This is a genomic window from Streptomyces incarnatus (assembly GCF_001027185.1).
GTDB classification, from domain to species: domain Bacteria; phylum Actinomycetota; class Actinomycetes; order Streptomycetales; family Streptomycetaceae; genus Streptomyces; species Streptomyces puniciscabiei.
The window spans coordinates 6,543,891-6,557,483 of record NZ_CP011497.1; the positions used below are offsets into that span (position 1 = coordinate 6,543,891).

The following is a 13,593-nucleotide window of genomic DNA, read 5'->3' on the forward strand; positions in this document are numbered from 1 at the left end:
GGCGCCGGGCGCACGACCGCCCGCGCTCAGAGCCTGCGCGTCGCGAGCGTGAGCCGGTCGCGGGCGTCGAACAGCGCGTCCTTGATCATCTGCTCGTGGGCGGGGGTCAGCCGGGCCACCGGCACCGAGCAGCTGATCGCGTCCCGGGCGGGGGTGCGGTAGGGGATCGCCACGCCGAAGCAGCGCAGGCCCAGCGTGTTCTCCTCGCGGTCGACCGCGAAGCCCTGCTCCCGCACCTGGTGCAGCTCCTCGATGAGCTTCTCCCGGTCGGTGAGGGTGTTCTCGGTGAGCGCGGGCAGCGTCTCCGGCAGCAGCTTGCGCACCTGTTCGTCGGTGTACGTGGCGAGGATCGCCTTGCCGAGGGAGGTGGAGTGGGCCGGGAGCCGGCGCCCGACCCGGGTGAAGGGGCGCAGGTAGTGCTGGGACTGCCGGGTGGCGAGGTAGACGACGTTGGTGCCGTCGAGCCGGGCCAGGTGGATGGTCTCCGTCGTGTCGTCGGAGAGGCGGTCCAGGGTCGGCCGGGCGGCGGCCACCACCTCGTCGCCGTCGATGTACGAGGTGCCGACCAGCAGCGCCCGCACCCCGATGCCGTACCGCGTGCCCGTCGCGTCGGTCTCCACCCAGCCCAGCTCCACGAGCGTGCGCAGCAGCATGTACAGGCTGGACTTGGGGTATCCGACGGCCTCCTGCACGGCCGCGAGGGAGTGCATGCCGGGCTTGCCGGCGAAGTACTCGAGCAATTCAACGGTCCGTACCGCGGACTTGACCTGCGCTCCGCCTGTCTCGCCTGCCGACATCGCCCTTGACCCCTTCAATCGCCGGGAAATAGTCTCCGAGCAGCATATTCATCATCAGAGACAGTGTTCAGTATATCGAACGCGGCTGATGGTTGGCCCTAGTCAGCCCTAGATAATGCGGCCTTACTGGAGGGACCCGCGGTGGCAGCAGCACCAGTCTGGAGTGTCGACCCGCGTACCGGGAAGCAGCGTGAGCAGGTTGCGGTGGAGGCTACCGCCCAGGAGGTGGACGCGGCGGTCCGGGCGGCCCACGCCGCACGCGGCGCCCTCGCCGACCGCGCGGTGCGCTCCGCCTTCCTGCGCTCGGCCGCCGCGGGCCTGGAGGCGGCCAGGGACGGCCTGGTCGAGACCGCCGACGCCGAGACCGCCCTCGGCCCGGTCCGGCTGACCGGCGAACTCGCCCGCACCGGCTACCAGCTGCGGGCCTTCGCCGGCATCGTCGACGAGGGCGCCTTCCTCGACGTCGTCATCAACCACCCCGACGACACCGCGACCCCGCCGATCCCGGACCTGCGCCGCTACAAGGTGCCGCTCGGCGTCGTCGCCGTCTACTCCGCCTCCAACTTCCCCTTCGCCTTCTCCGTCGCCGGCGGCGACACCGCGAGCGCGCTCGCCGCGGGCTGCCCGGTGGTCGTCAAGGCCCACCCCGACCACCCGGCCCTGTCCGAGCTGGTCGCCAAGGTGCTGCGCCGGGCCGCCGCCGAGCACGGCATCCCCGAGGGCGTCGTCGGCCTGGTGCACGGCTTCGAGGCGGGCGTCGAACTGATCAGGCACCCCCTGGTCGCCGCGGCCGGCTTCACCGGCTCGGTACGGGGCGGGCGCGCCCTCTTCGACGCGGCCGCCGCCCGGCCCGTGCCGATCCCGTTCCACGGCGAGCTGGGCTCGCTGAACCCGGTCCTGGTGACCGAGGCCGCCGCCGCCGAGCGGGCCGAGGAGATCGGCACCGGGCTCGCCGGGTCGATGACGCTGGGCGTCGGGCAGTTCTGCGTGAAGCCCGGTCTGGTGCTGGTGCCGTCCGGCGCGGCGGGCGACGGACTGGTCAAGGCCCTGACGGCCGCGGTGAGCGACACCGAGGCGGGGGTGCTGCTCGACCACCGGATGCGGGACAATTTCGTCCACGGGGTGGCCGAGCGCGCGCAACTGCCGGAAGTGGACTCCCCGGTCACCCCGGGCGCGGGCGGCGAGCACACGGTCAGCGCCGGGTTCCTGACCGTGCCGGCGAGCAGGCTGGCCGAGGAGGGGGACCACGACCGGCTCCTGGAGGAGTGCTTCGGGCCGGTCACCGTCGTGGTCCGCTACGGGGACGAGGGTGAGGCGGCGGCGGTCCTCTCCCGTCTGCCGGGCAACCTGACGGCGACGGTGCAGCTGTCCGCCGAGGAGGCGGCCGGGCAGGGGCGCGGTGCGGAGATCCTCCGCGAGCTGACCCCGCTGGCCGGCCGGGTGGTGGTCAACGCGTGGCCGACGGGGGTCGCGGTGGCGCCGGCCCAGCACCACGGCGGGCCCTACCCCGCGACCACCTCCACGTCCACGTCCGTGGGCGGTACGGCCATCGAGCGGTGGCTCAGGCCGGTCGCCTACCAGAACGCGCCCTCGGCCCTGCTGCCTGCCGAGCTGAGGGACGACAACCCGCTGGGACTTCCCCGGAGGTTCAACGGGGTTCTGGAGCGGTAGCCCGGACCCGGACCTTCCGCCGAGACCCGCTGAGACAATCGGACCATGGACGTGGAACTCCCCGAACTCCCCTTCCCCCTCCGCACCTACGGTCCCGACGGGCACTGGTCGTACGAGGACGGCGTGCTCACCGGGTGGGCCGGGCCCCGGCAGGACCGGTTCGTCACGCCCACCGGGGAGGCCCTGGACCCCGCCTCCGACGCGCCCCGGCTGCTGGGGGCGCCGGAAGGGGACTTCCAGCTGATCGCCCGGGTCACCGTCGGGTTCAACGCCTCCTTCGACGCCGGCGTGCTGTACGTCCACGTGGGCGAGCGGGCCTGGGCCAAGCTCTGCCTGGAGTACTCCCCGGACGTGCCCACCGTCTGCACGGTGGTCACCCGGGGGCACTCCGACGACGCCAACTCGTTCACGGTGCAGGGGAGTTCGGTGTGGCTGCGGATCAGCCGGACCGGCCGCGCCTTCGCCTTCCACGCCTCCCGGGACGGCGAGCGCTGGACCTTCGTCCGGCTGTTCACCCTCGGCGACGAGAAGGAGACCGGGGACGCGCTGGTCGGCTTCATGACCCAGTCGCCCCTGGGGGAGGGGTGCGTGGTCACGTACGACCACCTGGAGTTCAGGACGTCCTGGCCGAGCGACCTGAGAGACGGAAGCTGAGCGGGAGGGTCACCGTGAGCAGGGCCGCGCCGACGACCGGGCTCCGGCGCACACCGGCCTCACCCCGAGCGCGTAGCGGGCACGGTTCAGCCGTATCGGAACCGGAGCGGGGGACGGCACGTCCTCCGTTGCATGATCAGTGACCGAGTGCAGGGCACCCGCGTGATCCGCACCGCCCTGCCCGCCGAAGCCGACCTCATCGCCGATCTGCACGTCCGGGCCCGCTCGACGTACTACCCGGACGGCCTCCCGGACGACGGCATCGACTGGACCGCTGCCTGGCGCGGTGCCATCGAGCGCCCCGGCGGCCAGGTGCTGTGCGCCGTCGAACAGGGCCGGATCGTCGGCATCGCCTCCTTCCGCACCCCGGACGGCGCCCCCGCCGACACCGTCAAGCTGTTCCAGTTCCACGTCGACCCCGGCCACTGGCGCTCCGGGATCGGTACGGCCCTGCACGCGGCCTGTGTGGAGGAGTGGCGGGCCGGCGGCAGGCGGGCGGCCGTCCTCGACGTGCACGTGGGCAACCGGCGGGCCCAGGCCTTCTACGACCGCCAGGGCTGGGTGCCGGACCCGGAGAACCCGCCGGCGGAGGGAGACCACCACCTCTTCCTGAGGTACGCCGTGCCGCCCCGGGAATGAAGCGCGCTGCTTGAACGTTCACGTACCGGCCGGAGAGAGCCTCCGCGCCCGTACGACCCGAAGAGAGCCGAAGACATGCGCGTCGAGATCTGGAGCGACATCGCCTGCCCCTGGTGCTACGTGGGCAAGGCCCGCTTCGAGAAGGCGCTGGCCGCCTTCCCGCACCGCGAGCACGTGGAGGTCGTGCACCGCTCCTTCGAGCTGGACCCCGGCCGCGCCAAGGGTGACGTCCAGCCGGTGATCACCATGCTGACCAGGAAGTACGGCATGAGCGAGGCCCAGGCCGAGGCCGGCGAGGACAACCTCGGTGCGCAGGCCGCCGCCGAGGGCCTGGACTACCGCACCCGGGGCCGCGACCACGGCAACACCTTCGACATGCACCGCCTGCTGCACTTCGCCAAGGAGCAGGGCAGGCAGGACGAGCTGATCCAGCTCCTGTACCGGGCCAACTTCGCCGAGGAGCGGTCCGTCTTCACCGAGGGCGACGAGCGGCTCGTCGAGCTCGCCGTGGCGGCCGGTCTCGACGCCGAGGCCGCCCGCGCGGTGCTCGCCGACCCCTCCCGCTACGCCGACGAGGTCCGCGCCGACGAGCGCGAGGCCGCCCAGCTCGGCGCGACCGGCGTGCCCTTCTTCGTCCTGGACCGCACGTACGGCGTCTCCGGCGCCCAGCCCGCCGAGGTCTTCACCCAGGCGCTGAGCCAGGCCTGGGGGGAGCGCTCCCCGCTGAAGCCGGTCGGGCAGACCGGTGCCGACGCCTGCGGCCCGGACGGGTGCGCGGTGCCCCAGCAGTGAGAAACCGCAGGCCGGCGCGGACGTATAAGGCTTCCTAAGCGGATCCACGTAAAAATCCGCAATGGACTACGACTTCACGGGGCCGCACAGTGGTCCCATGGAGACCACGGAGACGTTCGACAGCCTCGTCCGCGCCGAGTTCGCCCCCAAGAGCACCTATCTCAACACCGCCAGCAACAGCCTGCTGCCCGCCCGCACCGTCGCCGCCCTGCACGCGGCGGCGCTGCTGCGGGCCGAGGGCCGGCCGCTGACCCCGCTGTACGAGGACGTGGAGGCCTGCCGGGCCGGGTACGGCCGGCTCGCCGGGGTCCCCGCCACCCGGGTGGCCGCGGGCGCCTCGGTCGCCGCGCACACCGGGGTGATCGCCGCCTCGCTGCCCGCCGGGGCGGAGGTCCTCACCGCCGAGGACGACTTCACCTCCGTACTGAACCCGTTCCACGTCCGCGGCGACCTCAAGGTCCGCACGGTCCCGCTGGAGCGGATCGCCGAGTCCGTCCGTCCGGGCACCGCGCTGGTCGCGGTCAGCGCCGCCCAGTCCGCCGACGGGCGCCTCGCCGACCTGGCCGCCCTCAGGGAGGCCGCCCGCGCGCACGGGGCACGCACCTACGTCGACTTCTCCCAGGCCGCCGGCTGGCTGCCGGTGGACGCGGACGCCTACGACTTCACCGCCACGGTCTCGTTCAAGTGGCTGCTCGGCCCGCACGGCGCGGCCTTCCTCACGGTCCCCGAGGACTTCGGCGGGCTGAGCCCGGTGCTCGCCGGCTGGGTCGCGGCCGAGCGGCCGTGGGACAGCTGTTACGGCCCGGTCGCCGAACTCGCCCACTCCGCACGGCGGTTCGACCTCACCCACGCCCTGTTCACCTTCGCGGGCCTGCGCCGCTCGCTGGAGCTGATCGAGGAACTGGGCGTGGCCGCCGTGCACGCCCATGACGTCGCCCTCGCCGACCGGTTCCGGGCGGGGCTGGCCGCCCTCGGCCACGAGCCGGTGCCCGCCCCCGGCTCGGCGATCGTCTCGGTGCCGGAACTCGGCTCCCGGCAGCCGGAGTTGAGCGAGGCGGGCATCGAGGTCTCCAACCGCGCGGGCAACCTCCGCGCTGCCTTCCACCTGTACAACACGGAGGCGGACGTGGACCGTCTGCTGGACGCCCTGGCCGGCTGACGACACGACCGGGCCGGAGCCCCCCGTCCCACACGAGGAGGCCCCGGCCCGGTGCTGGAGGGGCTACTTCACCGGCGTGAAGTCCCGGGCCCCGATGAACTCCGGGCGCCGTACCGGAGCGGCGAACGGCTCCACCGCCGTGTTCTCCACGCTGTTGAACACGATGAACACGTTGCTGCGCGGGTACGGCGTGATGTTGTCGCCGGAGCCGTGCATGCAGTTGCAGTCGAACCAGGTCGCCGAGCCGGCCCTGCCGGTGAACAGCCGGATGCCGTGCTCGCCCGCCAGCGCGGTCAGCGCCTCGTCCGAGGGCGTGCCCGCGTCCTGCATCTGCAGCGACTTCTTGTAGTTGTCCTCGGGCGTGGCGCCGGCGCAGCCCAGGAACGTCCGGTGCGAGCCCGGCATGATCATCAGGCCGCCGTTGGTGTCGAAGTTCTCGGTCAGCGCGATCGAGACGGACACCGTGCGCATGTTGGGCAGGCCGTCCTCGGCGTGCCAGGTCTCGAAGTCCGAGTGCCAGTAGAAGCCGCTCGCGCCGAAGCCGGGCTTGACGTTGATCCGGGACTGGTGGACGTACACGTCCGAGCCGAGGATCTGCCGGGCGCGCCCGACGACCCGCGGGTCGCGCACCAGGTTCGCGAACACCTCGCTGATCCGGTGCACCTCGAAGACCGAGCGGATCTCCTTGGACTTCGGCTCCACGATGGAGCGTTCGTCGGCGCGGATCGCCGGGTCGGTGACCAGCCGGTCCAGCTCGCGCTTGTAGACCTCGACCTCGTCCGGGGTGATCAGTTCCTCGACGGCGAGGAAGCCGTCACGCTCGTACGCCTGCAGGTCGGCCGTGGCGATCGGGCCCGGGGTGTCCGGGGAGCCCCAGACGACCGGGTCCTGGCGCGGCACGGTCACCTCGGTGGTGCCGCGGGTCGGGTAGAGATCCCTCACGGGGGCGGTGTGCGTGGCAGTGGTCATGGGTTCTCACACCTCCTCGGGCTCGGTGAGCAGCGGGTAGACGCCGTTCTCGTCGTGGTCCTCCCGTCCGGTCACCGGCGGGTTGAACACACAGATGCAGTGGAAGTCCTCCTTGACGCGCAGCGTGTGCCGCTCGTGCCCGTCGAGGAGGTACATGGTGCCGGGCGTGATGGTGTACGTCGTCCCGGCCTCGTGGTCGGTCAGTTCGGCCTCGCCCTTGGTGCAGACGACGGCCTCGATGTGGTTGGCGTACCACATCGACGTCTCGGTCCCGGCGTACAGGACGGTCTCGTGCAGGGAGAAGCCGACCCGCTCCTTGGCGAGGACGATCCGCTTGCTCTCCCAGGTACCGGACTTCGCCCTGACGTGCCGGTCGGTGCCTTCGATGTCCTTGAAGGATCGGACGATCACAGTGGTGCAACTCCTAGTCGGATCAGGCGGTTTCGCGGACGGCACGGGCGAGGACGCTCAGCCCCTCGTCCAGCTCGTCGGGGGTGACGGTGAGGGCGGGCAGCAGCTTGACGACCTCGCCCTCGGGGCCGGACGTCTCGATGAGCAGCCCGAGCTCGAAGGCCCGCCGCGCGATGCGGGACGCCCGGCCCTTGTCGTGGAACTCCATGCCCCACACCAGGCCGCGCCCGCGGTACTCCTTCACGTCGGCGAGGTTCTCCTCGGTGATGGCGATCAGCGCCTGCTCGACCTGCTCGCCACGGGCCCGGGTCTGCTTCTCCATCGCCGAGCCGTCGGTCCAGTACGTCTCCAGCGCCGCGGTGGCGGTGACGAACGCGGGGTTGTTGCCGCGGAAGGTGCCGTTGTGCTCGCCCGGCTCCCAGACGTCCAGTTCCGGCTTGAACAGGCACAGCGACATCGGCAGTCCGTAGCCGCTGATGGACTTGGACACGGTGACGATGTCGGGCGTGATCCCGGCCTCCTCGAACGAGAAGAAGGCGCCCGTCCGCCCGCACCCCATCTGGATGTCGTCGACGATCAGCAGCATGTCCTGCCGCTCGCACAGCTCCTTCAGCGCGCGCAGCCACTCGGGCCGGGCCACGTTGATGCCGCCCTCGCCCTGCACGGTCTCCACGATCACCGCGGCGGGCTTGTTGAGGCCGGAGCCCTGGTCCTCCAGCAGCCGCTCGAACCACAGGAAGTCCGGCACCGTGCCGTCGAAGTAGTTGTCGAACGGCATCGGCGTGCCGTGCACCAGCGGGATCCCGGCGCCGGCCCGCTTGAAGGCGTTGCCGGTCACGGCGAGGGAGCCCAGCGACATCCCGTGGAAGGCGTTGGTGAACGACACGATCGCCTCGCGCCCCTTCACCTTCCGCGCCAGCTTCAGCGCCGACTCGACCGCGTTGGTGCCGGTCGGCCCCGGGAACATGACCTTGTACGGCAGATCGCGCGGGCGCAGCACCAGATCCTGGAAGGTCTGCAGGAAGGACCGCTTGGCCGTGGTCGACATGTCGAGCCCGTGGGTCACCCCGTCACGCGCCAGATAGTCGATCAACGCCCGTTTCAGTACGGGATTGTTGTGGCCGTAGTTGAGTGACCCGGCACCGGCGAAGAAGTCGAGGTAGACATGACCGTCCTCGTCGAACATCCGGCTGCCCTGCGCGCGGTCGAAGACCGTGGGCCAGCCGCGGCAGTAGCTGCGCACCTCGGACTCGAGTGTCTCGAAGACGCTGAGGTCGGGCTGGGTGATGGTCACGGTGAATCGCTCCTCAGTGGGCTTTCAGTGGGGGGTGGCGTCGGTCAACGGGCCGATGCGGTAGAGGACTTCGGGGTCGTGCGGGCCGTCCGGGAACAGCTCGGCGGGGAACAGCACCTCGCGCTCCAGGCGCGCGCCGTGGCGGGCGGCGAACGAGGTGAACAGCCGCTCGGAGGCGGTGTTGCCGGGCGTGATGGTGGTCTCCACGTCGGTGATGCCGCGCTCGGCGGCGAGCCGTGCGGTCAGCCCGTCCAACAGCCGGGCGGCGATGCCGTGCCCCCGGTACGCCGCGTCGACGGCGACCTGCCACACGAGCAGCGTGCGGGGGCGCTCCGGCCGCACATAGCCGGTGACGAAGCCGACCGGCTCCCCGTCCGCACCGCGCGCCACCGCCGAGGTGCCGGCGAAGTCCCGGCACCACAGCAGATAGCTGTACGAGGAGTTCAGGTCGAGGGTTTCCGAGTCCTTGGCGAGACGCCAGAGCGAGGCTCCGTCCGTCACCGCCGGCTGGTCGACGATCAGGTCTGCGGGTGCGGCAGTCATGCGGCACGAATTTAGCGAGGCGAATTAGGAAATGCACGGGCGCCGTCGCTGTGCCGCACAGAGGGCATGCCGAAATGCCCGGATTGACCCGCATGAAATCGGGGCAAAGTCACCGCGCTGTGGAGTGTGTCACACCACGGAAACCGTCAGAAAACCGCCAGGAAACTTCCCTGTTTAGCCTTGCAAAAAGCGGGCAGAAGAGGATGGGAAGCTGCCACCCGGGAAATTGGCGGGAATTGTGAAACTAAATTGAATTCAGGCTCCGGTGACCCCGTCGATTCGTTCACGAATAATGTCGGCATGTCCGTTGTGCCGGGCGTACTCCTCGATGAGGTGGATCAGCACCCAGCGCACACTGACCGCGATGCCGGCCAGCGGCGCGTCGACGATCCGCCCGGTGTCCTCCAGGGACCGCCCGGCGAGCAGCTCCCGCCCGCGCGCGACCTCCCGCCGCCACGCGACCAGCGCCTCCTCCAGCCCCCGGTCCGGATCGAGGGCGTACCCCGTCCCCTCCTCGAACACCGGCGGCACGTCCAGTCCGGCCAGCACCCGCTGGAACCAGTTCCGCTCGACCTCGGCCAGGTGCTGCACCAGCCCGAGCAGCGTCAGCTCCGACGGCTCCGCCGAGGCCCGCCGCACCTGCGCGTCGTCCAGCCCTCGGCACTTCAACTCCAGCGTGGCCCGGTGAAAGTCCAGCCAGCCCTCCAGCATCGGGCGCTCCGGCCCGGTCATCGAGGGGATGGGGCGGCCGTCGGGGAGGGTGTGCGGGGCCTGGGGCGTCTGGTCCGTGGTCATGCGGGCAGGGTGACACGGGCCACTGACATCCAAACCCGGCCGGGCCGGAAGGGGGGCGGGCGATGTCGGGATCAACTCCACCGATCGTAGGTCCAAGGCCCTCGCAACCATCGGTTTGATTTGAGAGACTCAAACTCTTCCTTATAATCGGAACCCACAGTTCCCCCACAGAGAAGATCCCCCCATGAAAACGCTCCTCGGACGCCGGACCCGCCTCCTGGCCGCCACCACCGCGACCGCCGGGCTGGCCCTCGTCGTGGCCGGCTGCTCCTCGAACGGCGACGGGGGGAGCGGCGGTGCCACCGTCAAGGGGGTCCACCTCGTCAAGGCCGGTCAGCTGACCACCTGCACCCACCTGCCGTACCCGCCGTTCCAGTCGGAGATCAACGGCAAGGTGCAGGGCTTCGACGTCTCCCTCATCGACCTCGTCGCCAAGAACCTCGGCGTCAAGCAGCAAATCGTCGACACGCCGTTCGAGAACTTCAAGACCGGCGCCTTCCTGAACTCCGGCCAGTGCGACCTGGCCGCCGCCGGCATGACGATCACGCCCGAGCGCAAGAAGAACGTCGACTTCTCCGACCCGTACTTCGAGGCCACCCAGGCCGTGCTCGTCAGCAAGAGCAGCGGCATCACCTCGCTCGCCGACGTCAAGGCCAAGGGCAAGAAGCTCGGCGCCCAGGCGCAGACCACCGGCGAGGACTACGTCAAGGGCAAGGGCTACGACCCGATCTCCTTCGAGTCCTCCGACGCGGTCCTCAACGGCCTGCGCACCGGCCAGGTGCAGGCGGTCGTCATCGACTACCCGGTCGTCCAGGGCTGGCTGAAGGACAAGGCCAACGCGGACAAGTTCAAGGTCGTCGACAACCTCAAGACCGGCGAGCAGTACGGCTTCACGGTCAAGAAGGGCAACACGGCGCTGCGCGAAGCCATCGACAAGGCCCTGAAGGACGCCAAGGCCGACGGCACCTACAAGAAGCTCTACGAGCAGTGGATCGGCCCGTACAACGCCTCCGTGGCCTCTCCCGCCGCCTCATGACCGACACCGACACGGAACTCCAGCCGAGGAAGAAGGGGCTGACGCGGCGTCAGAAGCGTCGGCTGTCCCGCGGCGTGCAGTACGTCGTCTTCGTCGCCGCCGTGATCGCCGTCGCGGTCACGGCGGACTGGGGCCGGCTGCAGAACCAGTTCGCGCAGGGCGGCATCGCGCAGCAGATGTGGCCGGACGTCATCACCCTGGCGCTGAAGAACACCGTGCTGTACACGGTGTCCGGCTTCGTCCTCGGACTGGTGCTCGGCCTGGTCATCGCGCTGATGCGGCTGTCCTCCGTCGGACCGTACCGCTGGCTGGCCGGCATCTACATCGAGGTCTTCCGCGGGCTGCCCGCCCTGCTGATCTTCGTCTTCATCGCGGTGGCCGTGCCGCTGGCCTTCCCCGGGACCGAGATCCCGGGCGGCACCTACGGCAAGGGCGCCCTCGGCCTGGGCCTCATCGGCGCCGCCTACATGGCGGAGACGTTCCGCGCCGGCATCCAGGCGGTACCCAGGGGGCAGATGGAGGCGGCCCGTTCCCTCGGCTTCTCGCCGGCCAGGGCCATGATCTCCATCATCATCCCGCAGGCCTTCCGGATCATCCTCCCGCCGCTCACCAACGAGCTGATCATGCTCTTCAAGGACTCCTCGCTGGTGCTCCTGCTCGGCGTGACCCTGGAGGAGCGGGAACTGTCCAAGTACGGCCGGGACCTGGCCAGTACGACCGCCAACTCCACGCCGATCCTGGTCGCGGGCCTGTGCTACCTGCTGGTCACCATCCCGCTCGGCTTCGTCGCCCGCCGGCTCGAGGCCAGGGCCCAGGAGGAGATCAAGTGAGCCGCCCCGAGATCCGCGTCCGGGACCTGCACAAGTCCTTCGGCGACAACCACGTCCTGCGCGGCATCGACCTGGAGATCGACCAGGGCGAGGTCGTCTGCGTCATCGGCCCCTCCGGCTCCGGCAAGTCCACGCTGCTGCGCTGCGTGAACCTGCTCGAGGAGCCCACCAAGGGCCAGGTCTTCGTCGGCGGCACCGAGATCACCGACCCGGACGTCGACATCGACGCCGTACGCCGCCGGATCGGCATGGTCTTCCAGCAGTTCAACCTCTTCCCGCACTTGAGCGTCACCGAGAACCTCACGCTGCCGCAGCGCCGGGTCCTCGGGCGCGACAAGGCGAAGGCGGCGGAGATCGCTGCCGAGAACCTGGCCCGCGTCGGTCTCTCGGAGAAGGCGGCGGCCTACCCGTCCTCCCTCTCCGGCGGCCAGCAGCAGCGCGTGGCCATCGCCCGCGCGCTCGCGATGGGCCCCGAGGTGATGCTCTTCGACGAGCCGACCTCCGCGCTCGACCCGGAGCTGGTCGGCGACGTCCTCGCGGTGATGCGCAGGCTCGCGCGGGAGGGCATGACCATGATGGTCGTCACCCATGAGATGACCTTCGCCCGCGAGGTCGCCGACCGGGTCGTCTTCATGGACGGCGGCGTGATCGTCGAGGACGGCAGCCCCGAGCAGGTCATCGGCGACCCGCAGCACGAACGCACCCGCCACTTCCTGTCCCGCCTGCTCGATCCGGCGATGGCCGAGGTCGAGGAGGAGACCTCCGACCAGGTGGGCAAGGACCAGCCGTAGGCCGTTCAGCCGCAGGCCGTTAGTGTGCGTGCATGAGCGATGGCGCCGTGCTGCACGTGAAGGGGCGGGTCCTCGTCGGGCCCGAGGACGTCCGCGACGAGCTGTGGGTGGTCGGCGGCAGGGTGTCGTACGACCGCCCCGCCGGGGCGCGTGACATCCGCACCGTCGAGGGCTGGGCGCTGCCGGGCCTGGTCGACGCCCACTGCCACGTCGGCCTCGGCCCCCACGGCCCGGTCGAGAAGGACGTGGCCGAGAAGCAGGCCCTCACCGACCGGGAGGCGGGCACCCTGCTGATCCGGGACGCGGGCTCCCCCTCCGACACCCGCTGGATCGACGACCGCGAGGACCTGCCCAAGATCATCCGGGCCGGCCGGCACATCGCCCGCACCCGCCGCTACATCCGCGACTTCGCCTGGGAGATCGAGCCGGACGACCTGGTCGCCTACGTCGCCCAGGAGGCCCGGCGCGGCGACGGCTGGGTCAAGCTGGTCGGCGACTGGATCGACCGCGACCTCGGCGACCTCGCCCCCTGCTGGCCGCGCGAGGCGATCGAGGCGGCCATCGCCGAGGCCCACCGGCTCGGCGCCCGCGTCACCGCGCACTGCTTCGCCGAGAGCTCCCTGCGCGACCTGGTCGAGGCGGGCATCGACTGCATCGAGCACGCGACGGGCCTGACCGACGACCTGATCCCGCTCTTCGCCGAGCGCGGGGTCGCCATCGTCCCCACCCTCGTCAACATCGCCACCTTCCCGCGGCTCGCGGCCGGCGGTGAGACCAGGTACCCGCGCTGGTCGGCGCACATGCGCAGGCTCCACGAGCGCCGCTACGACACCGTGCGCGGCGCCTACGACGCCGGGATCCCGGTGTTCGTCGGCACGGACGCCGGCGGCTCGCTGGCCCACGGCCTGGTCGCGGCCGAGGTGGCCGAGCTGGTCACCGCCGGCATCCCCGCCGTGGCCGCCCTGTCCGCGACCAGCTGGGGCGCCCGCGCCTGGCTCGGCCGCCCCGGCCTTCAGGAGGGCGCGCCGGCCGACCTGGTGGTGTACGAGGGCGACCCGCGCGCCGACGTACGGGTGCTGGCGGCACCGCGCCGGGTGGTGCTGAACGGGATCGTGGTCGAGTAGCCGCGCAGGGGGCGCGGGGACGGTCGCGGGAACGCCTGTGCCCGGTGATCCGAATCGGTGTGCGAGAAATCCACGTTTGAGTGAAGTA

At 71.0% G+C, this 13,593-nt stretch carries 15 protein-coding genes; 9 read left to right on the forward strand and 6 right to left on the reverse strand.

The window, feature by feature from the left end; all coding sequences use genetic code 11:
• Positions 1 to 26: 26 nt before the first annotated feature.
• Positions 27 to 797, reverse strand: a complete 771-nt coding sequence (locus tag ABB07_RS29580) for an IclR family transcriptional regulator (RefSeq protein ID WP_055707927.1) — start codon at positions 795 to 797, stop codon at positions 27 to 29.
• Between the two features lie 141 nt (positions 798 to 938).
• Between ABB07_RS29580 and ABB07_RS29585 the strand changes: the two genes are divergently transcribed.
• From ABB07_RS29585 to ABB07_RS29605, 5 genes are all read left to right on the forward strand, one after another.
• Entirely contained in the window at positions 939 to 2,468 is a 1,530-nt protein-coding gene (locus ABB07_RS29585) for an aldehyde dehydrogenase (NADP(+)) (RefSeq protein ID WP_208901571.1), read from the forward strand.
• A 45-nt stretch (positions 2,469 to 2,513) separates the two neighbouring features.
• Positions 2,514 to 3,122 carry a DUF1349 domain-containing protein gene (locus ABB07_RS29590; RefSeq protein ID WP_208901572.1) on the forward strand — a complete coding sequence of 203 codons (609 nt, stop codon included), beginning with the start codon at positions 2,514 to 2,516 and terminating at the stop codon, positions 3,120 to 3,122.
• Between the two features lie 132 nt (positions 3,123 to 3,254).
• Positions 3,255 to 3,761, forward strand: a complete 507-nt coding sequence (locus ABB07_RS29595; protein WP_208901573.1) for a GNAT family N-acetyltransferase — start codon at positions 3,255 to 3,257, stop codon at positions 3,759 to 3,761.
• 75 nt (positions 3,762 to 3,836) lie between these two features.
• A complete protein-coding gene (locus ABB07_RS29600) occupies positions 3,837 to 4,553 on the forward strand; it encodes a DsbA family oxidoreductase (protein WP_208901574.1) in 717 nt (238 codons plus the stop codon).
• Between the two features lie 97 nt (positions 4,554 to 4,650).
• The gene (locus ABB07_RS29605) at positions 4,651 to 5,712 is read left to right on the forward strand and encodes an aminotransferase class V-fold PLP-dependent enzyme (protein ID WP_208901575.1); all 1,062 of its coding nucleotides are present in this window, start codon (positions 4,651 to 4,653) and stop codon (positions 5,710 to 5,712) included.
• 63 nt (positions 5,713 to 5,775) lie between these two features.
• Here ABB07_RS29605 and thpD read toward each other — a convergent pair whose 3' ends face one another.
• The 5 genes from thpD to ABB07_RS29630 all read right to left on the reverse strand — a co-directional run bounded on the left by thpD (position 5,776) and on the right by ABB07_RS29630 (position 9,724).
• Positions 5,776 to 6,681, reverse strand: coding sequence for an ectoine hydroxylase (gene thpD, locus ABB07_RS29610; RefSeq protein ID WP_208901576.1), 906 nt, complete (start codon positions 6,679 to 6,681; stop codon positions 5,776 to 5,778).
• 6 nt (positions 6,682 to 6,687) lie between these two features.
• Entirely contained in the window at positions 6,688 to 7,092 is a 405-nt protein-coding gene (locus ABB07_RS29615) for an ectoine synthase (RefSeq protein WP_208901577.1), read from the reverse strand.
• A gap of 22 nt (positions 7,093 to 7,114) precedes the next feature.
• Positions 7,115 to 8,386, reverse strand: a complete 1,272-nt coding sequence (gene ectB / locus ABB07_RS29620) for a diaminobutyrate--2-oxoglutarate transaminase (protein ID WP_055707919.1) — start codon at positions 8,384 to 8,386, stop codon at positions 7,115 to 7,117.
• 24 nt (positions 8,387 to 8,410) lie between these two features.
• Positions 8,411 to 8,929: a diaminobutyrate acetyltransferase gene (gene ectA / locus ABB07_RS29625; protein WP_208901578.1), complete on the reverse strand. Its 519-nt coding sequence runs from the start codon at positions 8,927 to 8,929 to the stop codon at positions 8,411 to 8,413.
• A gap of 255 nt (positions 8,930 to 9,184) precedes the next feature.
• Positions 9,185 to 9,724: a DinB family protein gene (locus tag ABB07_RS29630; protein ID WP_208901579.1), complete on the reverse strand. Its 540-nt coding sequence runs from the start codon at positions 9,722 to 9,724 to the stop codon at positions 9,185 to 9,187.
• Positions 9,725 to 9,908: 184 nt separating this feature from the next.
• Between ABB07_RS29630 and ABB07_RS29635 the strand changes: the two genes are divergently transcribed.
• The 4 genes from ABB07_RS29635 to ABB07_RS29650 are packed head-to-tail and all read left to right on the forward strand — an operon-like array spanning position 9,909 to position 13,505.
• Positions 9,909 to 10,760: a transporter substrate-binding domain-containing protein gene (locus tag ABB07_RS29635; protein ID WP_208901580.1), complete on the forward strand. Its 852-nt coding sequence runs from the start codon at positions 9,909 to 9,911 to the stop codon at positions 10,758 to 10,760.
• A complete protein-coding gene (locus tag ABB07_RS29640; RefSeq protein WP_208901581.1) occupies positions 10,757 to 11,590 on the forward strand; it encodes an amino acid ABC transporter permease in 834 nt (277 codons plus the stop codon). Before ABB07_RS29635 ends, ABB07_RS29640 begins: the two co-directional genes overlap by 4 nt.
• Positions 11,587 to 12,381: an amino acid ABC transporter ATP-binding protein gene (locus tag ABB07_RS29645; protein WP_208901582.1), complete on the forward strand. Its 795-nt coding sequence runs from the start codon at positions 11,587 to 11,589 to the stop codon at positions 12,379 to 12,381. The genes ABB07_RS29640 and ABB07_RS29645 overlap by 4 nt, the downstream gene beginning before the upstream one ends.
• A gap of 32 nt (positions 12,382 to 12,413) precedes the next feature.
• Positions 12,414 to 13,505 (forward strand): amidohydrolase family protein, encoded by a 1,092-nt coding sequence (locus ABB07_RS29650; protein WP_208901583.1) that lies wholly within the window; start codon positions 12,414 to 12,416, stop codon positions 13,503 to 13,505.
• Positions 13,506 to 13,593: the final 88 nt, after the last annotated feature.

Bases quoted from the DNA above. Each gene is read 5' to 3' on its own strand.
- ABB07_RS29650 (WP_208901583.1), top strand. From the start codon at position 12,414: ATGAGCGATGGCGCCGTGCTGCACGTGAAGGGGCGGGTCCTCGTCGGG.
- thpD (WP_208901576.1), bottom strand. From the start codon at position 6,681: ATGACCACTGCCACGCACACCGCCCCCGTGAGGGATCTCTACCCGACC.
- ABB07_RS29630 (WP_208901579.1), bottom strand. From the start codon at position 9,724: ATGACCACGGACCAGACGCCCCAGGCCCCGCACACCCTCCCCGACGGC.
- ABB07_RS29580 (WP_055707927.1), bottom strand. From the start codon at position 797: ATGTCGGCAGGCGAGACAGGCGGAGCGCAGGTCAAGTCCGCGGTACGG.
- ABB07_RS29595 (WP_208901573.1), top strand. From the start codon at position 3,255: ATGATCAGTGACCGAGTGCAGGGCACCCGCGTGATCCGCACCGCCCTG.
- ABB07_RS29600 (WP_208901574.1), top strand. From the start codon at position 3,837: ATGCGCGTCGAGATCTGGAGCGACATCGCCTGCCCCTGGTGCTACGTG.
- ABB07_RS29605 (WP_208901575.1), top strand. From the start codon at position 4,651: ATGGAGACCACGGAGACGTTCGACAGCCTCGTCCGCGCCGAGTTCGCC.
- ABB07_RS29635 (WP_208901580.1), top strand. From the start codon at position 9,909: ATGAAAACGCTCCTCGGACGCCGGACCCGCCTCCTGGCCGCCACCACC.
- ABB07_RS29640 (WP_208901581.1), top strand. From the start codon at position 10,757: ATGACCGACACCGACACGGAACTCCAGCCGAGGAAGAAGGGGCTGACG.
- ABB07_RS29590 (WP_208901572.1), top strand. From the start codon at position 2,514: ATGGACGTGGAACTCCCCGAACTCCCCTTCCCCCTCCGCACCTACGGT.
- ectA (WP_208901578.1), bottom strand. From the start codon at position 8,929: ATGACTGCCGCACCCGCAGACCTGATCGTCGACCAGCCGGCGGTGACG.